The following is a 21,872-nucleotide window of genomic DNA, read 5'->3' as shown; positions in this document are numbered from 1 at the left end:
CCTCCCGGGGGCCACTCGTGCCACACCGGGCCCTGGGGCCCGGCGGAGCGTCGGCCCCCCGACCTATCTTGGACCGCATGCCCGACCCGTCCACGTACCGACCGGCGGTCGGCAGCATCCCCGAGAGCCCGGGCGTCTACCGGTTCCGCGACCCCCACGGCCGGGTCATCTACGTCGGCAAGGCCAAGAGCCTGCGCCAGCGGCTGAACAGCTACTTCGCCGACGTGGCCGGCCTGCACCCGCGCACCCGGCAGATGGTGACGACGGCCGCCGGCGTCGAGTGGACCGTCGTGGGCACCGAGGTCGAGGCCCTCCAGCTCGAGTACAACTGGATCAAGGAGTACGACCCGCGGTTCAACGTCCGCTACCGCGACGACAAGAGCTACCCGTCGCTGGCCGTGACGCTGAACGAGGAGTACCCGCGGCTGCAGGTGATGCGCGGCCCGAAGAAGAAGGGTGTCCGCTACTTCGGCCCCTACGCGCACGCCTGGGCCATCCGCGAGACCCTCGACACCCTCACCCGGGTCTTCCCGGCCCGCACCTGCTCCGCCGGCGTCTTCAAGCGCGCGGGGCAGATCGGCCGCCCGTGCCTGCTCGGGTACATCGGCAAGTGCGCCGCGCCCTGCGTCGGCCGGGTCTCCGCCGAGGAGCACCGGGAGATCGTCGACGGCTTCGTCGAGTTCATGGCCGGCCGCACCGACCAGATGGTCCGCCGCCTGGAGCGCGAGATGGCCGCCGCCGCCGAGGCGATGGAGTACGAGAAGGCCGCCCGGTTGCGCGACGACCTCGGCGCCCTCAAGCGGGCGCTGGAGAAGCAGGCCGTCGTCCTCGGTGACGGCACCGACGCCGACGTCGTCGCCTTCGCGCAGGACGAGCTCGAGGCCTCGGTGCAGGTCTTCCACGTCCGCGGCGGGCGGGTCCGCGGCCAGCGCGGCTGGATCGTCGACAAGGTCGAGGAGGTCACCACCGGCGAGCTGGTCGAGCAGTTCCTGCTGCAGGTCTACGGCGGGGTCGACGAGGCGACCGGCGTCGGGGAGGCAGGGGAGGCGGTGCCCCGGGAGGTGCTCGTCCCCGAGCTGCCCGACGACGCCGACGTCTACGAGGAGCTGCTCACCGAGCTGCGGGGCTCCCGGGTCTCGCTGAGGGTGCCCCAGCGCGGCGACAAGCGGGCCCTGCTGGAGACGGTGGAGCGCAACGCGAAGGAGGCCTTCGCCCGGCACCGGGTCAAGCGGGCCAGCGACCTGACCGCCCGATCCCTCGCGCTGCAGGAGCTGCAGGAGGCGCTGGAGCTGCCCGACGCCCCGCTGCGCATCGAGTGCATCGACATCAGCCACGTCCAGGGGACCGACGTGGTGGCCAGCATGGTGGTCTTCGAGGACGGCCTGGCCAAGAAGTCCGACTACCGCCGGTTCAGCGTCACGAACGGAACCGACGACACCGCCGCCATGGCCGAGGTGGTCCGGCGGCGCTTCGCGCGCCACCTCAAGGAGGAGGCCGACCGGGTCAGCGAGCAGAGCGTGGCGGCCGAGGAGGGCCGGCCGCGCCGGTTCGCCTACCCGCCCAACCTGCTGGTGGTGGACGGCGGGGCCCCCCAGGTCGCCGCCGCGGCCCGCTCGCTCGACGGGCTGGGGATCGTCGACGTCGCCGTCTGCGGCCTGGCCAAGCGGATGGAGGAGGTCTGGCTGCCGAACGAGGGCGACCCGGTGATCCTGCCCCGCACCTCCGAGGCGCTGTACCTGCTGCAGCGGGTCCGCGACGAGGCCCACCGGTTCGCGATCACCTACCACCGGCAGAAGCGGTCCACGACCATGCTGGTCTCCCTGTTGGACGACGTCCCCGGTCTCGGGGAGACGCGGCGAAAGGCGCTGATGAAGCAGTTCGGGTCCCTCAAGCGGCTGCGGGCCGCCACGCTCGAGGAGCTGATGGCCGTGCCCGGCATCGGTCGGCGGACCGCCGAGGCGGTGCGGGCGGCGGTCGCCGAGCCGGCCGCCGCGCCGGAGGACGGCGCCCCGGAGGGTGGACCGGCCGCCGGGCGCGGGACGGCCGACCGGGATGGCGCCGGCGCCGGGCTGGTGGCCTCGTGACCGAGCGGCCGGACGCGGTTGTGGCGGACGGCAGCGGGCCGCACCTGGCGACCCCGCGGGGCACCCCGGGGCACCCGCAGACCGACGTCCCGCCGGCCGCGGACCCGACGTCCACCGAGACCCAGCCGCTCGACGTCGTCGTGGTCACGGGCCTGTCCGGGGCCGGCAAGAACAGCGCCGGACGGGTCCTGGAGGACCTCGGCTGGTTCGTCGTCGACAACCTGCCGCCGGCGCTGCTCATGCCGATGGTCGACCTCGGCGCCCGCGGTGACGTGCGCCGGTTCGCCGCGGTCGTCGACGTCCGCAGCCGGGCCTTCTCCAGCGACCTGCAGGAGGCGATCCGGGTGCTGGCCGACGCCGGTCACCGGCCCCGGGTGGTGTACGTGCACGCCCGGGACGAGGTGCTCGTCCGGCGCTACGAGTCGGTCCGCCGGGAGCACCCGCTGCAGGGGGACGGCCGGCTGATCGACGGCATCGCGGCCGAGCGGGAGCTGCTCACCGGGATCGCGGGCGAGGCCGACCTGTGGGTGGACACCAGCGACCTCAACGTGCACCAGCTGCGGGCCACCCTGGAGAACGCCTTCGCCCGCGGGGGGGAGGCGCCGCCCCTGACGGCCACCGTGCTCAGCTTCGGCTTCAAGTACGGCCTGCCGCTGGACGCCGACCTGGTGGTCGACGCGCGGTTCCTGCCCAACCCGCACTGGCTGCCGGAACTGCGACCGCACACCGGGCAGGACCCCGACGTCCGGGACTACGTGCTCGGGCAGGAGGCGGCCGCCCCCTTCCTCGACCGCTACACCGACGTGCTGCGCCTGCTCATCCCCGGCTACCGCCGCGAGGGCAAGCGCTACCTCACGCTGGCGGTGGGGTGCACCGGCGGCAAGCACCGCAGCGTGGCGATCGCCGAGGAGTTCGCCCGCCGGCTGTCGGCCGACGGGACGGCGACCACCGTGCAGCACCGCGACCTGGGCCGCGAGTAGTGGCGGCCCCGACCCACCCGGCGACCGCACCGCGGGTCGTCGCCCTCGGGGGCGGCCACGGCCTGGCCGCCTCGCTGGCCGCCTGGCGGCGGATCACCCCCCACCTGACCGCGGTGGTCACCGTGGCCGACGACGGCGGCTCCTCCGGCCGGATCCGTCGCGAGATGCCCGTGCTGCCCCCCGGCGACCTCCGGATGGCCCTGGCCGCCCTGGCCGGTGAGGGCGACGGCACGCGGCAGATGACCCGGCTGCTCCAGCACCGCTTCGGCGGCACCGGCGTGCTCGCCGGGCACCCGGTCGGCAACCTGGTGCTCACCGGGCTGACCGAGATGCACGGCGGGGACACCGTCCGCGCCCTCGACGACCTGTGCCGGCTGCTCGGCGCCTGCGGGCGGGTGCTGCCGATGGCCGACGTCCCGCTCGACCTGGTCGCCACCGTGGAGAGCGTCGACCCCGACGACCCCGCCAGGGTGCGGACCATCCGGGGCCAGGTGGCGATCGCCACCACGCCCGGGCACGTCCGCGACATCCTGGTCGCCCCGGCCGACCCGCCGGTCAACGCGGCGGTCACCGAGGCCATCGCCGCGGCGGACGTCGTCTGCCTGGGGCCCGGCTCCTGGTACACCTCCGTGCTGCCCCACCTGCTCGTCCCGAGGCTGCGGGCCGCGCTGGCCGCCACCCGCGCCCGGGTGGTCGTCGTCCTCAACCTGGAGGCGCAGCCCGGGGAGACGGACGGGTTCGGCCCGGAGGAGCACCTGGCGGTGCTGAACGCCCACCTGGGCGGTGTGGCGTTGCACACCGTGATCGCGGATGCGGAGTCGGTTGTTGACCGCTGTGGTCTCCTAACTGCTGTGCACGGGTGCGGCGCGGAGCTGGTCCTGGCTCCCGTGGCCGAGCCCGGCGGCGCGCCCCGACACGACCCGGTCCGTCTCGCCGAGGCGTTCGAGCAGGCCGTGGGGGCGGGCCGGGGCATGGACGTGGACGGCCGGGTACCGGAGAGCGCGGCACCGGGCCGGTACGAGGGGGAGAGGGGACGCCGGACATGGCGATGACCGCGATGGTCAAGGACGAGCTCTCGCGGGTCGAGTGCACCAAGACGTCCGAACGCAAGGCCGAGGTGACCGCGCTGCTGCGCTTCAGCGGCGGGCTGCACATCGTCGGTGGCCGGGTGGTCATCGAGGCCGAGCTGGACACCGGGTCGGTGGCCCGCCGGCTGCGCCGCGACATCAGCGAGGTCTACGGCTACACCAGCGGCGTGAGCGTGCTCGCCGGCGGCAACATCCGCCGCGGGGTGCGCTACCTGGTGCGCATCGCCAAGCACGGGGAGGGCCTGGCCCGCCAGACCGGCCTGGTCGACCAGCGCGGGCGGCCGGTCCGCGGCCTGCCGCCCGCCGTCGTCTCCGGCAGCCTCAACGACGCCGAGGCCGCCTGGCGCGGCGCCTTCCTCGCCCACGGCTCGCTCACCGAGCCGGGCCGGTCCTCCTCGCTGGAGGTGACCTGCCCGGGCCCGGAGGCGGCCATGGCGCTGGTCGGCGCCGCCCGGCGGCTGGGCATCGCGGCCAAGGCGCGCGAGGTGCGCGGCGCCGACCGGGTCGTCGTCCGGGACGGCGACGCGATCAGCGCGCTGCTCACCCGCATGGGCGCCCACGACGCCGTCCTCGCCTGGGAGGAGCGGCGGATGCGCCGCGAGGTCCGGGCCACGGCCAACCGGCTGGCCAACTTCGACGACGCCAACCTGCGCCGCTCCGCGCGCGCCGCGGTCGCCGCCAGCGCGCGGGTGGAGCGGGCGCTGGAGATCCTCGCCGGGGACGCCCCCGAGCACCTGCTGGTCGCCGGCCGGCTCCGGCTCGAGCACGGCCAGGCGTCGCTGGAGGAACTCGGCCAGCGGGCCGACCCGCCCATGACCAAGGACGCCGTGGCCGGCCGGATCCGCCGCCTCCTGGCGATGGCCGACAAGCGGGCGAAGGACCTGGGGATCCCGGACACCGAGTCCGTCGTCACCGAGGACATGCTGGCCCAGTAGGAGGACCCCGTCCTCCCCACCCTTCGCGCGCTCAGGGCAGGGCTCTGGACGGGGCCGCTCCATCACGTCACCAGGCTCGCGGCGGGGCCCTGCAGGGGCCGTTCCAGCAGGTCACCGGGCCCAGGGCGGGGCCCTGGACGGGGCCGCGGCCCGGGCGCCTGACAGGGGCCGGCCGGCGGTGGCCTCCCCCCGAGGGGGCAGGCGGGGTCGAGGCCGGTGGCGCAGTGGTCGACGAAGAGGGCACGGCGGGCACCCGACCGCCGCCGGTCGACCGAGGAGCCACCACGATGACCTCCCAGGGCTGGGCGCTGGTCTACGCCGCCGCCACCGGCGTCGCGGTGGTCACCGCGGTCCTCGCCTGGCGGTGGCGCCACCGCACCCCGGCCGCGACCGCCCTCGCCGTCACCATGGCCGCCACCGCGACGTGGTCGGCCGCCGACGCGCTGCTGCACACGGTGGGCACCGACGCGGTCCGCAGCGCCTACCCGCCGGTCCTGCTCGCCTCGGTCGGCGTGGTCGTCGTCGGCATCCACGCCCTGGCCCGCACCGTCGCCGACCCCTCTTGGCGGCCCGCGCGCCGGACGGCCGCCCTCCTCGCCGTCGAGCCGGTGCTCCTGGTGGTCACCGCCTCCCTGCCGGCGACCCGCGACCTGGTCATGGCCGACCTCGCACCGGCCGGCCCCGGCGCCGTCCAGGAGATCGCCTTCGGGCCGGTCTTCGCCGTCCACACCGCCTACTCCTACGCCGTCCTCGGGGTCGCCTACTGGCACCTGCTGCGCCGCTGGGCGACGGCGACGGGGCCGTTCCGCCGGCAGGTCGCCGTCCTGATCGGCTCGGGGTTGCTCTCGACCGCGGGCAACGTGCTGGCGGTCGTGGTGCAGCCCGCCGGCAGCGGGGTCGACGTGACCCCCGTGTTCTTCGCGGTCACCGGCCTGGTCGACTGCTGGGCGCTCCTCCGGCTGGGCCTGCTGCGGCTGGTCCCGGTGGCCCGGGAGCAGGTCGTCGACACCGTGCCCGACGCCGTCCTGGTCGAGGACCCCGCCGGGCTGCTCGTCGACCTCAACCCCGCGGCCCGGCGCCTGCTGCGAGCCCTGCGTCCCGGCCTCGGCGAGGGGGAGCTGGTCGGCCGGCCGCTGGCCGAGGTCGCGGGGGAGCGGGCGACCGCCGCCCTCGACCGGGTCGAGCGCCGCGAGGGCTCCCGACTCGCCGAGATCCGGCCGGGGCTCTGGCTCGACGTCCGGGACACCCCGGTCAGCGACCCCCGGGGCCGCCCGCTCGGCCGGATCCTCGTCGTGCGCGACGTCAGCGAGCAGCAGGCGCGGCAGCGGGCCGTCGAGGACCTCAACCGCGAGCTGGCCGAACGCGTCCACGAGATCGACCGGCTGCGCGCCGAGCTCGCCGAGGAGGCCGTCCGCGATCCGCTCACCGGCCTGCACAACCGCCGGTACCTCGACCGGGTCCTCACCGCCGACGGTCCCCGGCACGGGCAGCTGGCCCTCCTCGCCGTCGACGTCGACCACTTCAAGCGGGTCAACGACCGCCACGGGCACGCCGCCGGCGACACCGTCCTCGTCGCCGTGGCCCGGCGGCTGGCGGCCGCCGTCCGGGACGGGGACACGGTCGCGCGCCTCGGTGGCGAGGAGTTCCTGCTGGTGCTGCCGGGCGCCGGTCGCGCCGAGGCCGTGCGGCGGGCCGAGCAGGTGCGCCGCGACGTCGCCGCGACCACGCACGTCCTCGCCGGGGAGCGGCTGCGGGTCACCGTGAGCGTCGGGGTCGCGGTGCGGCCGGACGACGGCACGTCCCCGGCGGCGCTGCTGGTGGAGGCCGACCGCGCGCTGTACGCGGCCAAGGCCGGCGGGCGGGATCGCGTGGTGGCCGCACGGCCTGCGGACGTCCTCCCGGTCGCCGCGCCGGCGGGGGCGTTCGCGGAGCCGGTGGCCGGCGGGTGCATGCCGGCGGCGCGGGCTCCCCGCCCGGCCGGGGCCGGCCTCCGCGGGGACCGCTAGGGTCGTCGCGGAGCGGGTCCGCGCGCTCGTGCGGGCTCCGACTGACCGCGTCGACCGACAGTGGAGGTCTGCAGTGACCGTACGGGTGGGCATCAACGGCTTCGGCCGGATCGGCCGCAACTTCTACCGCGCCGCCGTCGCCAGCGGCAAGGACGTCGAGATCGTGGCGGTGAACGACCTCACCAGCCCCGAGACCCTCGCGCACCTGCTCAAGTACGACAGCGTCCTCGGGGTGCTGTCGGAGGACGTCAAGGCCACCCCCGAGGGCATCGAGGTCGGCGGGAACACCGTGAAGGTGCTCTCCGAGCGCGACCCGGCCGCCCTCCCGTGGGGCGAGCTCGGGGTGGACGTCGTCGTCGAGTCGACCGGCTTCTTCACCAAGGCCGACGACGCCCGCAAGCACGTCGACAAGGGCGGGGCGAAGAAGGTCATCATCTCGGCGCCGGCGACCGGCGACGACCTGACCATCGTCATGGGCGTCAACGACGACCGCTACGACGGCTCGCAGACGATCATCAGCAACGCGTCCTGCACCACCAACTGCCTGGCGCCGCTGGCCAAGGTGCTCAACGACGCGTTCGGCATCGAGCGCGGCCTGATGACCACGATCCACGCCTACACCGCCGACCAGAACCTGCAGGACGGCCCGCACAAGGACCTCCGCCGGGCCCGCGCCGCCGCCCTCAACATGGTCCCGACGTCGACCGGTGCGGCCAAGGCCATCGGCCTGGTCCTCCCCGAGCTGCAGGGCAAGCTCGACGGGTACGCCGTCCGCGTCCCGGTGCCCACCGGCTCGGCCACCGACCTCACGGTGCAGCTCAGCCGCGAGGCCTCGGCCGAGGACATCGACGCCGCCTACCGCGAGGCCGCCGCGTCGGGGCCGCTGGCCGGCGTCCTGCGCTACACCGACGCGCCGATCGTCTCCTCCGACATCGTCACCGACCCGGCGTCCTGCATCTACGACGCGAAGCTGACCAAGGTCTTCGGCCCGATGGCCAAGGTGCTGGGCTGGTACGACAACGAGTGGGGCTACTCCAACCGGCTGGTCGACTCCGTCGAGCTCGTCGGTCGCTCGCTGTAGCCCCGATGCGCTCCCTCGACGACCTGCTCGCCGAGGGGGTCGCCGGCCGGCGCGTGATGGTGCGCGCCGACCTCAACGTCCCCCTCGACAAGACCACCCGGGCGATCACCGACGACGGCCGCATCCGGGCCAGCCTGCCCACCCTGCAGGCGCTCCGGGACGCCGGCGCGCGGGTGCTCGTCACCGCCCACCTCGGCCGCCCCGAGGGCGCCCCGGACCCGCGGTACTCGCTGGCCCCGGTCGCCGCGCGGCTCGGTGAGCTGCTGGGCACGACGGTGCCGCTGGCCGGTGACGTCGCCGGCGACGACGCCCGCGCCCGGGCCGAGGCCCTCGGCGACGGGGAGGTGCTGCTGCTGGAGAACGTCCGCTTCGAGGCGGCCGAGACCAGCAAGGACGACGCCGAGCGGGGCGGCCTGGCCGACCGGCTCGCCGCCCTGGCCGACGCCTACGTCGACGACGCGTTCGGCGCGGTGCACCGCAAGCACGCGTCCGTCTACGACGTCGCGCTGCGGCTCCCGCACGTCGCGGGTCGGCTGGTGGCCCGCGAGCTGGAGGTGCTCCGCAGGCTCACCACCGACCCGGAGCGTCCCTACGTCGTCGTCCTCGGCGGCTCGAAGGTCAGCGACAAGCTCGCCGTCATCGAGGCGCTGCTGCCCAAGGTGGACCGGCTGCTGGTCGGCGGCGGGATGTGCTTCACCTTCCTGAGGGCGCAGGGGCACGGCGTCGGCGGCTCGCTGCTCGAGGAGGACCAGGTCGAGACCTGCCGGCGGTTGCTGGCCGAGGCGGGGGACCGCATCGTGCTGCCGCTCGACGTGGTGTGCGCCGCCGACCTCGGCGCGGAGGTCGAGACCACGGTGGTCCCGGTCGACGCCATCCCCGACGACCTCAAGGGCCTCGACGTCGGCCCGCGCACGGTCGAGGCCTTCGGCCGGGAGCTCGGCGGCGCCCGCACCGTGTTCTGGAACGGGCCCATGGGCGTGTTCGAGCTCGCCCCCTTCCAGGCCGGCACCCGCGGGGTGGCCGAAGCCGTCGCGGCCGTCGACGGGCTGTCCGTCGTCGGCGGCGGGGACTCCGCGGCCGCCGTCCGGCAGCTCGGGCTCGACGAGGCCTCCTACGGGCACATCAGCACCGGCGGCGGCGCGTCGCTGGAGTACCTCGAGGGCCGGGAGCTGCCCGGTCTCGCGGTCCTCGCCGAGCGGGGGGACGCGTGATGGCCCGCACCCCGGCCCCGCGGCAGGGGCGCCGTCCGCTGATCGCCGGAAACTGGAAGATGAACCTCACGCACCTGGAGGCCATCGGCCTGGTGCAGAAGCTCGTGTTCTCCCTCAAGGAGCGCGAGCTGGCCGCGGCCGAGGTCGTCGTCCTGCCGCCGTTCACCGCGCTGCGCAGCGTGCAGACGCTGGTCACCGGTGACAAGCTCGACGTCGGCTACGGGGCCCAGGACCTCTCGGTGCACGACTCCGGCGCCTACACCGGCGAGGTGAGCGGCGCGATGCTGGCCGCACTGGCCTGCCGGTACGTGGTCGTCGGCCACTCGGAGCGGCGGGCGCTGCACGGCGAGGACGACGCCGTGGTCGCGGCCAAGGTGCGCAGGGCCCTCGACCACGGGCTGGTGCCGGTCCTGTGCGTGGGCGAGGGGCTCGACGTCCGGCGGGCCGGGCAGCACGTGCCGCACTGCACCGCCCAGCTCGACGCGGCGCTCGAGGGGCTGACGGCGGCGCAGCTGACCGGCATCGGCCCCGCGGGCGGGGGCACGGGCGGCGACCCGGGCGACGGCACCCTCGTCATCGCCTACGAGCCGGTGTGGGCGATCGGGACGGGGGAGGTGGCCACCCCCGAGGACGCCCAGGAGGTGTGCGCTGCCTTGCGGTCACGGCTCGCCGAGCGTTTCGGCCCCGAGACGGCCTCAAGGGTCCGTATCCTCTACGGCGGGTCGGTGAAGGCCGCGAACACGGCCGGGATCCTGGCCGGGCCGGACGTCGACGGAGCGCTCGTCGGCGGGGCCAGCCTGGACGCCGACGAGTTCACGCAGATCTGTCGGACAGCGGCCGACGGCAGCTGACCGCCGCCGCCGGCGGGCGGGGAGCGGTGGGTGGACAGCACGAGCACGGGCCCGCGGGGCCGGCGACCGGCCGGCGCCCGCAGGCTCCTGGCCGCGGTGGTCGCCGTCCTGCTGCTCCTCGCCGCCGGCTGCGGCGCGGGCGGGGACGACCCGGGCGGCGTGCCCGTGCAGGGCGGCGGCCCCGATGCGGGCCTGACCGGGGTCCGCGCCCCGTCCGACGCCACCGGCGGCACGCTGCGCGTGGTCACCGGTGAGGTCGACAGCCTGGACCCGCAGCGCTCCTACCTGCCCGGCGTCTGGAACCTGATGCGCCTCTACGCGCGCACCCTGGTCACCTACTCCACGGAGCCGGGCGACACCGACGAGCTCGTGCCGGACCTCGCCACCGACCTCGGCACCTCGCCGGACGGTGGGCGGACGTGGACCTTCACCCTCCGCGAGGGCACCCGCTTCGAGAACGGGCGGCCGATCACGTCCCGTGACGTCAAGTACGGCATCGAGCGCTCCTTCGCCTCCGACGTCGTCGTCGGCGGGCCGACGCACGTCGTCCAGCTGCTCGACGACCCCGCCAACCCCTACCCGGGCCCGTACCAGGACGAGACCCCCGACCGGCTCGGGCTGGCCGCGATCGCCACGCCGGACGACCGCACCGTCGTGTTCACCCTGCGGGTGGCCGACCCCGACTTCCCGCACGTGCTCGCCCTGCCCTCCAGCAGCCCGGTGCCAGTGGAGGCCGACACGGCCGGCGAGTACTCCCTCGACCCGGTCTCCACGGGGCCCTACGCGGTGAGCAGCGTGGACGAGGTCACCGGCGTCGTCCTCGACCGCAACCCGGAGTGGGACCCCGCCACCGACGACGTGCGCACCGCACTGCCCGACCGCGTGCTCGTCCGCACCGGGTTGTCCGGCGTCGAGCGCGACCAGGCGCTGCTGGCCGGGTCCGCCGACGTGGACATCTCCGGGACCGGGGTGCAGTCGCCCACCACGGCCCGCATCGAGGGCGGGACCGACGCGGAGGTGCCGCTGACCGACCGGGTGGACGAGGTGACCAGCGGCGTCGTGCGGCTGCTGGCGCTGCCCACCAACGTGGCGCCGATGCACGACCCGGCCTGCCGCGCCGCCGTGGCCCTCGCCGTGGACCGCCGCGCCGTCCAGGAGGTCCTGGGCGGCGCGGGGGACGTCGCCCGCACCTCGCAGCTCTGGCCGCGGACCGTCGACGGGCGGCCGGACGAGGCCGACCCGGGCCCGGACCCGGCGGCCGCCCGCGAGCAGCTGGCCGCCTGCGGGCAGCCGGACGGGTTCAGCACGGTGCTCGCCGTGCCGGACGCGGCCACCAGCGTCGACGCCGCCGAGGAGATCGCCGCGCAGCTGGCCGAGGTCGGCATCCGGGCGGAGGTGCGCCCGCTGGCGGCCCCGGGCTTCTACGCCACCGACGTCGGCAACCCCGACAACGTCGCGGCCAACGGCTTCGGCATCGTGCTGGCCACGTGGACCGCGGACATGCCGACGCCGGGGTCCTTCCTGGTTCCCCTCGTCGACGGCCGGGAGGTCCGCGCCGTCGGGAACACGAACTTCGCGCGGCTGGCCGACCCGGCCCTCGACGCGCTGGTCGACGCCGCCCGGGCCACCCCCGACCTGCAGGCCGCCACCGCGGCCTGGCGGGACGTCGCCGCCGCCGCCGGGGCCACCGGGGCCTACGTGCCGCTGGTGGAGAACCGGGTCCAGCTGCTCGCCGGGCAGCGGCTGCGCAACGGCGTGGTGATGACGCCGTACACGGGTCACGACCTCGCCACCGCGGGAGTCCGCTGACGGCCTCGGGGCATCGCTGCGGGCCTCGGTTACCCTCGGGTCATGGTCGAGTTGGTCCTCAACGTGCTGCTGGTGCTGACCAGCGTGCTCCTCGTGGTGCTCATCCTGCTGCACCGCGGCAAGGGCGGGGGCCTGTCCTCGATGTTCGGCGGCGCGGTCTCCTCGTCGCTGGCCGGCTCCTCCGTCGTCGAGAAGAACCTCAACCGGCTCACCGTCTTCACCGCCCTGGTCTGGGCGGTCTGCGTCGTCGGCCTCGGCATCCTGCTCAAGATCTGAGGGAGGGGCCCGGGACGCGGTCGGGCAGGACGCGCGAATTCGTGATCGGGATCCGCCGGTCCAGGCCCTAGACTGCCTGCGCGGCCGGTCGACGCCGCACACCGCTGGCAACTCAGGGGGCCTTCGTGGCAGGTGGCAACGCGATCCGGGGGACACGAGTCGGCGCCGGGCCGATGGGCGAGGCCGAGCGAGGGGAGACCGCGCCGCGCCGCCGGGTGGTGTTCTGGTGCTCGCACGGGCACGAGACCCACGTGGCGTTCGCGTCCGACGCCGAGGTACCCGAGCTGTGGGACTGCCCCCGCTGCGGGCTCCCGGCCGGGCAGGACCACGCGGCTCCGCCGCCCGCGCCGCGGACCGAGCCGTACAAGACGCACCTGGCCTACGTGCGCGAGCGGCGCAGCGACGCCGACGGTGACGCCCTCCTCGAGGAGGCCCTGACCAAGCTGCGCGCCCGGCGCGGCGCCTGAGGGCGAGGCCCGGCGTCCCCCGCACGACCGGGACGCCGGGGAGACCGCTCCGTCCCGGGCTACCCGCCGGGGGTCAGCTCGCCGGCCGCGGCGCTGTCCAGCAGCCAGCGAGTCGCCCGGCGGCCGTGCACGCCGGCGGCGGGCAGCTCCCGCGCCGGGACCCCGTCCCGCAGCGCCCGGGCCACGGCCGGTGCCTTGCCCTCCCCGGACACCAGGAGCCAGACCTCCTCGGCGGCGTTGATCGCGCTGTAGCCGAGGCTGACCCGCGTCGGGGGCGGCTTCGGGCAGTCGCGCACCGCCACCACGGGCCGCTCGTCGGAGACCGCGGGGGAGTCCGGGAAGATCGAGGCCACGTGCCCCTCGGGACCCATGCCGAGCAGCAGCAGGTCCAGGCGCGGCAGCGAGGCCCCCTCGGGCGCGGCCGAGGCGAGCTGGTCGGCGTACCAGGCGGCCGCCTCCTCGGGGCCGGGGAAGCCGGCGTCGGAGGCCGGCATCGCGTGCACCCGCCCGGCGGGCACGCCCACCCGGTCGAGGAGGGCGCGGCGGGCCCCGAGCTCGTTGCGCTCGCCGTCGTCGGCCGGGACGAACCGCTCGTCGCCCCACCAGACGTCGACCGCCGTCCAGTCCACCCGCTCACGGGCCGGCTCGGCGGCGAGCTCGGCGACCCGCTCGAGGACCGCGGTGCCGATGCCGCCGCCGGTCAGCACGACCGACGCCGTCCCGTGCACGGCCTGCGCGGCGGCCAGCCGGGCGACCAGCGCCGCGGCGGCGGCCCGGGCCAGCCGGTCGGCGTCGGGCTCGACGACGACGTCGGGCACCGGGGTGCCGCCCTCGCGGGGCGGCGTCACGGGGCGACCTCCTGCGGGTCGTGCTCCCCGTGCTCGGCGACCTCGTCGGCGCCCTGCGAGTCCTCCGGCACGGTCGGTGCCTCCTCGGCCTCGCCCGGTTCGGCGGCCTGCGCCGGGTCGAACCAGACGTGCGAGCGGACGGGGGAGCGGTCGACCAGCCCGGTCACGCCGGTGGCGCCCTCCAGGGCCTCGGCGAACGGCTCGTCGGGGTCCAGCCGGCGCAGCTCCTCGCCGACCAGGTCGCCGAGCTGGCGGTCGGGCAGCGCCACCGTCGCCTCGGGCCGGTAGGGCTGGGCGATCACCGCGCCGCCGCGGCGGTCGGCGGTGACCCGCACCTCCTCCCCCTGGTCGAGCCGCAGGAGGACGGCGGAGACCCCGCTGGGGCCCGGCCGCCGCTCGCCCTCCACCACGTCGACCGGGCACCCGCACCGGGCCGACAGCCAGCCGGCCAACAGCCGCGCGGTGGCGTGCCGGGGGTCGCCCTCGACGACGCCGCCCTGCACCTGCACCGGGTCGCCCCGGCGGCCGGACACCGAGTCCACGGTCGAGGTGAGCGTGGCCCGCCACGGGGTGCTGCGGGTCCAGGCCAGGTCGGTGTCCCCGGGGGCGTAGTCGGCCGCCCGGGTGCGCAGCGCGGCGACCGGGTCCTCGGCCAGGGAGCTGTCGGTGATCCGCCGGTCGGCGATGACGGCGAGCGCGTCGGTGGCCAGCCGCTCGGGCGGGTCGGCGTGCCACCAGGTCACCACGGGCGCGTCCGCGGCCAGCAGCGGCAGCACGACCGACTCCGCGTGCAGCGCCAGGCGGCCGTACATGCGCATGACCACCGCCTCGCCGGGGCCCAGCCGGCCACCGATGAGGACCTCGGCGTCCAGCCGCGGGGCGGGCGCCTCGATCTGCCGGCGCACGACGATGAGCAGCCGGCAGGGGTGCTGCTCGGCGGCCGCGGTGGCGGCCTCCTCGGCCTCGGCCACCCGGCCCTCGTCGGCGACCACCACGAGGGTGAGCGCGACGCCGGAGAGCACGGCGCCGCCGGTGCGCCGCTGCGCGGCCAGTTCCTTGACCACCGCGGAGCCGGTGGTGTCCCACAGGGTCGTCATCGGGTCTCCTCCGGGTCGGGCGGGCAGGCGGGGTGGGGCGCCGGCGCGGCTGTCACGGGCGACGCCACCGGCGGCCCTCGGCGGCGAGCATGTCGTCCGCCGCCCGGGGACCCCACTCGCCGGCCCGGTAGGGGTGGGGCGTGGTGCCGGCCCAGAACTCCTCGAGCGGGTCGATGACCGCCCAGGACGCCTCCACCTCGGCGTTGCGCGGGAACAGCGTGGCGTCGCCCAGGAGGACGTCGAGCAGCAGCCGCTCGTAGGCCTCGGGACTGGTCTCGGTGAACTGCTCGCCGTACAGGAAGTCCATCGACACGTCCCGGACCTCCATGACGCTGCCGGGGACCTTCGACCCGAACTTGAGGGTGACCCCCTCGTCGGGTTGCACCCGGACGACGAGCTGGTTGTTGCCCAGCTCCTCGGTGTCGGTGTCGGCGAAGGGCAGGTGCGGGGCGCGCTTGAACACCAGCGCGATCTCGGTGACCCGGCGGGGCAGCCGCTTGCCCGTCCGCAGGTAGAACGGCACCCCGGCCCACCGGCGGGTCTCCACGCCCAGCCGGACGGCGGCGAAGGTCTCGGTCGTGGAGTCCTCCGCGACACCCTCCTCCTGGCGGTAGCCCCGGGCCCGCTGCCCGGCCAGCCAGCCCTGCTCGTACTGGCCGCGGACGGCGAAGGTGGCCAGGTCGTCGGGGATGGACACCGCGCGCAGCACCTTCAGCTTCTCGGTGCGGATCTCCTCGGCGGAGAACTCGACCGGCTCCTCCATCGCGGTCAGCGCCAGCAGCTGCAGCAGGTGGTTCTGCAGCACGTCGCGCGCCGCGCCGGTCTCCTCGTAGAACCCGGCCCGCCCGCCGATGCCGACGTCCTCGGCCATGGTGATCTGCACCGAGTCGACGTGGTGGCCGTTCCACACCGGCTCGAACAGCGTGTTGGCGAACCGCAGCGCCATCAGGTTCTGGACGGTCTCCTTGCCCAGGTAGTGGTCGATGCGGAACACGTCCTCGGCGGTGAACACCGAGTCGACCAGCGCGTTGAGCTCCCGGCTGGAGGCCAGGTCGGTGCCGAAGGGCTTCTCGACGACCACCCGCCGCCAGCGGCCGGGGGTGGACTCGGCCATCCCGGTGCGCTGCATCTGCTTGAGCACGACGGGGAACATCGCCGGCGGGATGGACAGGTAGAACGCCGCGTTCCCGCCGATGCCGTGGGACCCCTCCAGCTCCCCGAGGGTCTCGGCCAGGTGGTCGAAGGCGTTGTCGTCGTCGAACGAGCCCTGGATGAACCGGACGCTGCCGGCCAGCCGCTCCCACACCTCCTCGCGCCAGGGGGTGCGCGCGGCCTTCCGCGCGGCGTCGCGGGCCAGCTCGGCGAAGTCGGTGTCCCCCCAGTCGCGGCGCGCCAGGCCGAGCAGGGCGAAGTTGGTGGGCAGCAGACCGCGGTTGGCGAGGTCGTACACCGCCGGCAGCAGCTTCTTCCGGGCGAGGTCACCGGTGATGCCGAAGACGACCAGGGCGCAGGGCTCGGGCACCCGCGGTAGCCGCCGGTCCCGCGGGTCCCGCAGCGGGTTGGGGATCATCGTCCGTCCTCGTGATCGGGGGTGGGCGGCCGTGCGGTGCGGCGGTGGACCGCGCGACCGGGGAACTCCTGGTCGCAGTGTCTCCCCTGCGGGCGGCCGTGGCGACGGCACGCACCGGGGAGCGCAGCGGCAGGCGTCAGCAGACGGCCTCCAGCACCTGGGCCACGCCGGCGCTGCGGTCGGTGAGGTGCAGCCGCAGCACCGGGCGGCCGCGGTCGGCCAGCGCCCGGCGGTCCCCGGCCGCCTGGGCGGCCTCGAGGTCGCCCAGCGACCACGGCCGATCCGGCACGGGCAGGTCCTCGCCGACGACGCCGGTGACCTGGAGGAAGGTGCCCAGCGGCGGGCCGCCCTTCTGGTACTGGCCGGTGCAGTGCAGGTAGCGCGGCCCCCAGCCGAAGGTGACCGCGCGGTCGGTGCGGGCCGCGAACGCCGACCGCAGCTGCGCGGCCGCGGCGTCGCGCTCGCGGTCGAGGAACGCGGCGACGGCGAGGTACCCCCGCTCCGGGACGGCGGCCAGCAGGGCATCCAGGGCCAGGGACAGGCCGTCGTGCTGGCTGAGGTCGACCTGGTCGAGCAGCCCCCCGGTGGCCCACAGCTGGACCGCGCCGATCGTGGCCAGCGGCGGGTCGTCCGGCAGCCCCTCGTCGAGCACCCGGCGGGTGTTGCGCACGGGCTCGTCGGTGTCCGGCTCGTCGAACGGGTCGACCTCCAGCAGCCGGGCCGCCACGGCGGTGGCGTACTCCCAGCCCAGGAACTGCGCACCCAGGGGCCCGGCCACGCCCAGGGAGGGGCCGGGACCCGCCGGCGGTCCACCGACGACGGCCAGGGCCACGTCGGGGCTGGTCGCCCCGGGGGCCACCGCCGACTCGAGGACGACGGGCAGCAGCCCGCGCCCCTCCTTGCCGGTGGACTGGGCCAGGAGGTGCTCCACCCAGCAGGCCAGGCCCCCGGCGGGACCGCCCTCGACGGCGCCGTCGACCAGCGCCAGCTTGTCCCGTCCGGCGAGGAACGCCGCCCCGAGGACGGCGCCGAGCTCCAGGGCCGGGTTGTCCGGGGCGGCCAGCCGGCCGCCGAGCTCCGCCGCCTCGTCCAGCAGCAGGCCCACGTCGACCCCGGCCAGCCCCGCGGGGACCAGCCCGGACGCCGAGAGGGCGCTCCACCGGCCGCCGATGCGCGGGTCGGTGGGGAAGAGGGCCCGTGCGGGCAGCTCCTCGGCGGCCTCGGCCAGCGGCGACCCGGGGGTGGTCACGACGACGAAGCGGCCGCCGATGTCCCGCTCCGGCACCCCCGCGGCGCGGAAGGAGGCGGCGAACACCCGGTGCAGGGTGTCGGTCTCCAGGGTGTCCCCGGAACGGGAGCCCACGACCACGACGGTGCGCTCGAGGTCGGCCAGGGCGGCGGCCACCTGCCCCGGGTCGGTGGTGTCGACGACGGTCAGCGGCACCCCCGCCGTGCGGCAGACCGCCTCGGCCGGCAGCGCGGAGCCGCCGGTCCCGCAGAGGACCACCCGGTCGAGCCCCTCGGTCCGCAGTTCGTCGCGCAGGGCGGTGATCCGGCCCACCAGGTCCCGGCTCGCCCCGGGCAGGGCGAGCCAGCCGAGCTCCCCGGCGCCTCCCTCGGGACCGAAGAGGGTCGGGTCGCCTCCGGCCAGCCGGACGGCGACGTCGTCCCGGGCCAGGGCGTCGCGCACGGCGGGTGGGACCTCCAGACCGGAGCACGAGACCGTCAGCGTCACCGCCGCCTCCCGGGGACCTCCCGGCCGCCGGGGGGCCGGGTACGGGGCCGGCGGGTCCCGCGCCCGGCCCCCCGGGTCATGCCTTGTCCTGCAGCTCGCTGCGCACCGACTCGGTCAGCTCGTCCCACGAGTCGGCGAACTTCTGCACCCCCTCGTCCTCCAGCACCCGGAAGACGTCGTCGAGGTCGACCCCCGCGTCGGCGATGGCGCGCATCGTGGCCGCCGCGTCCTCGTAGGCCTTCTGCACCGGGGTCCCCGGGCTGCCGTGGTCGGCGTAGGCCATGAGGGTCTTCTCCGGCATGGTGTTGACCGTGCCGGGCGCGATCAGCTCGCTGACGTACATCGTGTCGCTGTACTCGGGGTTCTTCACGCCCGTGGAGGCCCACAGCGGGCGCTGCGGCCGGGCGCCCTGCGCCTCGAGGGCCTTCCAGCGGTCGGAGGAGAAGACCTCCTCGTAGGCCTGGTAGGCCAGCTGGGCGTTGGCCAGCGCGGCCCGGCCCTTGAGGGAGGCGTCGGCGCCGGCCTTCTCCAGGCGCTTGTCGATCTCGCTGTCGACGCGCGAGACGAAGAAGGACGCCACCGAGGCGATGCCCTCGAGGGAGCCGCCGTCGGCGACCCGCTGCTCCAGCCCGGAGAGGTAGGCGTCCATGACCGCCCGGTACCGCTCGAGGCTGAAGATGAGGGTGACGTTGACGCTGATGCCCCGCGCGATGGAGGTGGTGATCGCCGGCAGGCCCGCCTCCGTCGCCGGGATCTTGATGTACAGGTTGGGCCGGTCGACCAGCCACCACAGGTGGGCGGCCTCCGCGGCGGTGGCGTCGGTGTCGTGCGCCAGGTGCGGGGCGACCTCGAGGGAGACCCGGCCGTCCCCGGGCTGCCGCTGGGCCACCGGGGCCAGCAGGTCGCAGGCGTCGCGGACGTCGGCGGCGGTGATCGTCCGCAGCGCCTCCGCCACGTCGACCTGCCGGACGGCCAGGGCGTGCACCTGGTCGTCGTAGGAGTCCGACCCGCTGATCGCCGCGGCGAAGATGGTCGGGTTGGTGGTGACGCCGACGACGGAGTGCTCGTCGACCAGGGACTGCAGGTTGCCGCTGCGGATCCGGTCGCGGGACAGGTCGTCGAGCCAGACGGCGACGCCGGCCGCCGACAGCTCCGCGAGCTTCTCGTTCTGTGCCATAACTGGTGCCTTTCCGGTGCTGGTTGACGGTGGCCCCGCTGCAGGGTCCCGCCGCGAGCCTGCGAGCGGTGGGGGCAGCGGGGTCCTTACTGGTCGCCGGTGGGGTGGGTGAGTCCGCCGGTGGCCGCCACCGGGCCGGCCGGGACGGCGTCGCCGGACCGCGCGGCCTCGAGGCTCTCCCGGGCGGCGGTCACGACCGCCTCGTCGGTCAGGCCGAACTGCTCGTAGAGCACGCTGTAGGCGGCGCTGGCCCCGTAGTGGGTGAGGCCGACGATCCGGCCGGCGTCGCCGACGAACTCCCGCCAGCCCATGGGCACGCCGGCCTCGACGCTCACCCTGGCGCGCACCGAGGGCGGCAGCACCGCGTCCTTGTAGGACTGGTCCTGGTCGGCGAACCACTCGACGCAGGGCACCGACACCACGCGGGTGGGGACGCCGTCGGCCTCCAGCCGCTCGCGGGCGGCGACGGCGATCTGCACCTCCGAGCCGGTGCCGAGCAGGATGACCTGCGGCTCCCCGCCCGTGGCGTCGGCGAGCACGTAGGCGCCCCGCGCCACGCCGTCGGCCGACGCCATCGCGCTGCGGTCGAACACCGGCAGGTTCTGCCGGGAGAGCAGCAGCCCGGCCGGGCGGTCGTTGTTCTGCAGGATGGTCCGCCAGGCGACGGCGACCTCGTTGGCGTCCGCCGGGCGGACGACGTCCAGGCCGGGGATGGCCCGCAGGGCGGCGAGGTGCTCGATCGGCTGGTGGGTCGGGCCGTCCTCCCCGAGGCCGATCGAGTCGTGCGTCCACACGTAGGTGACCGGCAGCTGCATGAGCGCGGCCAGCCGCACCGCCCCCCGCATGTAGTCGGAGAAGGTGAGGAACGTGCCGCCGTAGACCCGGGTGCCGCCGTGCAGCGCGATCCCGTTCATGATCGCGCCCATGGCGTGCTCGCGGACGCCGAAGTGGAGGGTGCGGCCGTAGGGCCCGCCGGACCACATCTTGGTCTGCCGGTCGGCCGGCAGGAACGACGGCTCCCCCTCGACGGCGGTGTTGTTGCTCTCCGCCAGGTCCGCCGAGCCGCCCCACAGCTCCGGCAGTGCCGGGTACAGGGCGCCCAGCACCTTGCCGGAGGCCTTGCGGGTGGCCACGCCCTTCTCGTCGGCGTCGAAGGTGGGCAGCGCGTCGGCGAAGCCCTCGGGCAGCCGTCGCTCGCGCATCCGGGCCAGCAGCGCGGCGCGCTCCGGCTGCGCCTTCTCCCAGGCGTCGAACCGCTGCTGCCAGGCGGCGTGCTCCTCGCGGCCGCGGTCGACCACCGACCGGGCGTGGGCGAGCACCTCGTCGTCGACCTCGAAGGTCCGCTCGGGGTCGAAGCCGAGGACCTCCTTGGTGGCCCGGACCTCGTCGTCCCCGAGCGCGGAGCCGTGCGCCGCGCCGGTGTTCTGCTTGTTGGGCGCGGGCCAGGCGATGATCGTCCGCAGCACGATGATCGACGGCCGCCCGGTCTCGGCCTTGGCCGCGGCGAAGGCGGCGTCCACCGCGGCGAGGTCCTCGCCGTCGTCGACGTGCTGGACGTGCCAGCCGTAGGCCTCGTAGCGCTTGCCGACGTCCTCGGTGAAGGCGACGTTGGTGTCGTCCTCGATGGAGATCCGGTTGTCGTCGTAGACGAGCACGAGGTTGCCCAGCCGCTGGGTGCCGGCGAGCGAGGAGGCCTCGCCGCTGACGCCCTCCTCCATGTCGCCGTCGGAGGCGAAGCACCAGATGGTGTGGTCGAAGAGGCTCTCGCCCTCGGGGGCGTCCGGGTCGAGCAGCCCGCGCTCGCGGCGGGCGGCCATGGCCATGCCGACGGCGTTGCCCACGCCCTGGCCCAGGGGGCCGGTGGTGGTCTCCACGCCGGGGGTGTGGTTGACCTCGGGGTGACCGGGGGTCTTCGAGCCCCAGGTGCGCAGGGCCTGCAGGTCCTCGACCTCCAGGCCGTAGCCGGAGAGGTACAGCTGCACGTACAGCGTCAGGCTGGAGTGCCCCATGGACAGCACGAAGCGGTCCCGGGCGACCCAGTTCGGGTCGGCGGGGTCGTGGCGCAGCCACTTGTGGAAGAGCAGGTAGGCCGTCGGCGCCATGCTCATCGCCGTCCCGGGGTGGCCGTTGCCCACCTTCTGCACGGCGTCCATGGCCAGGACGCGGGCGGTGTCGATCACCCGGCGGTCGAGCTCCCCGAAGCCCTCGGGGAGGGTCGGCTGCGGCTGCGCCGGGCTGCCGGTGGGGCTGTCGGTCGCGGCCTCGGCCGGAGCCTCGGACTCGGTGCTTCTCGTTGCCATCTGGCGGTAGCTCCCTCGGGGTCGGCCGGTGCGGGACCACCCGGGGCCGGTGGAGCGGTGCGCGGGCCCCGGGCGGGCGGCGGTGCGCGGTTCCAGCGACCCGGGGTGGGGACGCGGAGCGGCGCCCCGACCTCGGGGCGCCGGGCGCACCGTCGCCATCGACGTCGCCCCTACCCGCTGCACCCGCAGCACCAACGTGACGAGACCCTAGTCATCCCGGCCATCGCCGGGGACCGCCCCGGGCTACAGTTGGCCCGTTCTCCTGTCCCCGCTCGGAAGGGACCCCGTGCTGTCCAGGTGCCCGGTGGTGCCCTGCCCGCGCGTCCGGTCGACCCCGGTGCCGCCCGAGGCCGTCCG

17 protein-coding genes are annotated in these 21,872 nt (G+C 75.6%); 11 read left to right on the top strand and 6 right to left on the bottom strand.

Annotation, left to right across the window (positions count from 1 at the left end):
• Nucleotides 1-77 precede the first annotated feature (77 nt).
• The 11 genes from uvrC to ACI8AC_RS09700 all read left to right on the top strand — a co-directional run bounded on the left by uvrC (nucleotide 78) and on the right by ACI8AC_RS09700 (nucleotide 12,788).
• Nucleotides 78-2,084, top strand: a complete 2,007-nt coding sequence (uvrC, locus tag ACI8AC_RS09750; protein ID WP_456897550.1) for an excinuclease ABC subunit UvrC — start codon at nucleotides 78-80, stop codon at nucleotides 2,082-2,084.
• A complete protein-coding gene (gene rapZ / locus ACI8AC_RS09745; protein WP_456897548.1) occupies nucleotides 2,081-3,064 on the top strand; it encodes an RNase adapter RapZ in 984 nt (327 codons plus the stop codon). The genes uvrC and rapZ overlap by 4 nt, the downstream gene beginning before the upstream one ends.
• Nucleotides 3,064-4,116 (top strand): gluconeogenesis factor YvcK family protein, encoded by a 1,053-nt coding sequence (locus tag ACI8AC_RS09740; RefSeq protein WP_456897546.1) that lies wholly within the window; start codon nucleotides 3,064-3,066, stop codon nucleotides 4,114-4,116. The genes rapZ and ACI8AC_RS09740 overlap by 1 nt, the downstream gene beginning before the upstream one ends.
• Entirely contained in the window at nucleotides 4,107-5,087 is a 981-nt protein-coding gene (gene whiA / locus ACI8AC_RS09735) for a DNA-binding protein WhiA (protein WP_456897544.1), read from the top strand. The genes ACI8AC_RS09740 and whiA overlap by 10 nt, the downstream gene beginning before the upstream one ends.
• Nucleotides 5,088-5,374: 287 nt before the next feature.
• Nucleotides 5,375-7,093: a diguanylate cyclase gene (locus ACI8AC_RS09730; RefSeq protein ID WP_456897542.1), complete on the top strand. Its 1,719-nt coding sequence runs from the start codon at nucleotides 5,375-5,377 to the stop codon at nucleotides 7,091-7,093.
• 73 nt (nucleotides 7,094-7,166) lie between these two features.
• Nucleotides 7,167-8,174 carry a type I glyceraldehyde-3-phosphate dehydrogenase gene (gene gap, locus ACI8AC_RS09725; protein ID WP_456897540.1) on the top strand — a complete coding sequence of 336 codons (1,008 nt, stop codon included), beginning with the start codon at nucleotides 7,167-7,169 and terminating at the stop codon, nucleotides 8,172-8,174.
• A gap of 5 nt (nucleotides 8,175-8,179) precedes the next feature.
• Complete coding sequence (locus tag ACI8AC_RS09720; protein WP_456897538.1) at nucleotides 8,180-9,385, top strand: phosphoglycerate kinase; 1,206 nt, start codon at nucleotides 8,180-8,182, stop codon at nucleotides 9,383-9,385.
• Nucleotides 9,385-10,236, top strand: coding sequence for a triose-phosphate isomerase (gene tpiA, locus ACI8AC_RS09715; RefSeq protein WP_456897536.1), 852 nt, complete (start codon nucleotides 9,385-9,387; stop codon nucleotides 10,234-10,236). The genes ACI8AC_RS09720 and tpiA overlap by 1 nt, the downstream gene beginning before the upstream one ends.
• 30 nt (nucleotides 10,237-10,266) lie before the next feature.
• The gene (locus ACI8AC_RS09710; protein WP_456897534.1) at nucleotides 10,267-12,045 is read left to right on the top strand and encodes an ABC transporter substrate-binding protein; all 1,779 of its coding nucleotides are present in this window, start codon (nucleotides 10,267-10,269) and stop codon (nucleotides 12,043-12,045) included.
• 42 nt (nucleotides 12,046-12,087) lie between these two features.
• Entirely contained in the window at nucleotides 12,088-12,321 is a 234-nt protein-coding gene (secG, locus tag ACI8AC_RS09705) for a preprotein translocase subunit SecG (RefSeq protein ID WP_117379617.1), read from the top strand.
• A 125-nt stretch (nucleotides 12,322-12,446) separates the two neighbouring features.
• Nucleotides 12,447-12,788: an RNA polymerase-binding protein RbpA gene (locus ACI8AC_RS09700; protein WP_117379618.1), complete on the top strand. Its 342-nt coding sequence runs from the start codon at nucleotides 12,447-12,449 to the stop codon at nucleotides 12,786-12,788.
• A gap of 59 nt (nucleotides 12,789-12,847) precedes the next feature.
• Here the strand turns inward: ACI8AC_RS09700 and pgl are convergent, their stop codons facing one another.
• From pgl to tkt, 6 genes are all read right to left on the bottom strand, one after another.
• A complete protein-coding gene (gene pgl / locus ACI8AC_RS09695) occupies nucleotides 12,848-13,636 on the bottom strand; it encodes a 6-phosphogluconolactonase (protein ID WP_456897531.1) in 789 nt (262 codons plus the stop codon).
• A complete protein-coding gene (locus ACI8AC_RS09690) occupies nucleotides 13,633-14,733 on the bottom strand; it encodes a glucose-6-phosphate dehydrogenase assembly protein OpcA (protein ID WP_456897529.1) in 1,101 nt (366 codons plus the stop codon). The genes pgl and ACI8AC_RS09690 overlap by 4 nt, the downstream gene beginning before the upstream one ends.
• 52 nt (nucleotides 14,734-14,785) lie before the next feature.
• Entirely contained in the window at nucleotides 14,786-16,303 is a 1,518-nt protein-coding gene (zwf, locus tag ACI8AC_RS09685; protein ID WP_456897527.1) for a glucose-6-phosphate dehydrogenase, read from the bottom strand.
• Nucleotides 16,304-16,439: 136 nt separating this feature from the next.
• Nucleotides 16,440-18,038: a glucose-6-phosphate isomerase gene (locus ACI8AC_RS09680; protein WP_456897525.1), complete on the bottom strand. Its 1,599-nt coding sequence runs from the start codon at nucleotides 18,036-18,038 to the stop codon at nucleotides 16,440-16,442.
• 76 nt (nucleotides 18,039-18,114) lie between these two features.
• Nucleotides 18,115-19,215 carry a transaldolase gene (gene tal, locus ACI8AC_RS09675; protein ID WP_456897523.1) on the bottom strand — a complete coding sequence of 367 codons (1,101 nt, stop codon included), beginning with the start codon at nucleotides 19,213-19,215 and terminating at the stop codon, nucleotides 18,115-18,117.
• A gap of 86 nt (nucleotides 19,216-19,301) precedes the next feature.
• Complete coding sequence (gene tkt / locus ACI8AC_RS09670; RefSeq protein WP_456897521.1) at nucleotides 19,302-21,515, bottom strand: transketolase; 2,214 nt, start codon at nucleotides 21,513-21,515, stop codon at nucleotides 19,302-19,304.
• Nucleotides 21,516-21,872 lie beyond the last annotated feature (357 nt).

It is taken from the genome of Geodermatophilus sp. SYSU D00758 (assembly GCF_054049955.1).
This window is presented reverse-complemented; position numbering and strand designations above follow the sequence as displayed.

What these genes read in the sequence shown, in the direction of transcription:
- tal (WP_456897523.1), bottom strand. Translation starts at nt 19,215, where the DNA reads ATGGCACAGAACGAGAAGCTCGCGGAGCTGTCGGCGGCCGGCGTCGCC.
- ACI8AC_RS09720 (WP_456897538.1), top strand. Translation starts at nt 8,180, where the DNA reads ATGCGCTCCCTCGACGACCTGCTCGCCGAGGGGGTCGCCGGCCGGCGC.
- tpiA (WP_456897536.1), top strand. Translation starts at nt 9,385, where the DNA reads ATGGCCCGCACCCCGGCCCCGCGGCAGGGGCGCCGTCCGCTGATCGCC.
- zwf (WP_456897527.1), bottom strand. Translation starts at nt 16,303, where the DNA reads ATGATCCCCAACCCGCTGCGGGACCCGCGGGACCGGCGGCTACCGCGG.
- uvrC (WP_456897550.1), top strand. Translation starts at nt 78, where the DNA reads ATGCCCGACCCGTCCACGTACCGACCGGCGGTCGGCAGCATCCCCGAG.
- ACI8AC_RS09690 (WP_456897529.1), bottom strand. Translation starts at nt 14,733, where the DNA reads ATGACGACCCTGTGGGACACCACCGGCTCCGCGGTGGTCAAGGAACTG.
- tkt (WP_456897521.1), bottom strand. Translation starts at nt 21,515, where the DNA reads ATGGCAACGAGAAGCACCGAGTCCGAGGCTCCGGCCGAGGCCGCGACC.
- whiA (WP_456897544.1), top strand. Translation starts at nt 4,107, where the DNA reads ATGGCGATGACCGCGATGGTCAAGGACGAGCTCTCGCGGGTCGAGTGC.
- secG (WP_117379617.1), top strand. Translation starts at nt 12,088, where the DNA reads ATGGTCGAGTTGGTCCTCAACGTGCTGCTGGTGCTGACCAGCGTGCTC.
- ACI8AC_RS09730 (WP_456897542.1), top strand. Translation starts at nt 5,375, where the DNA reads ATGACCTCCCAGGGCTGGGCGCTGGTCTACGCCGCCGCCACCGGCGTC.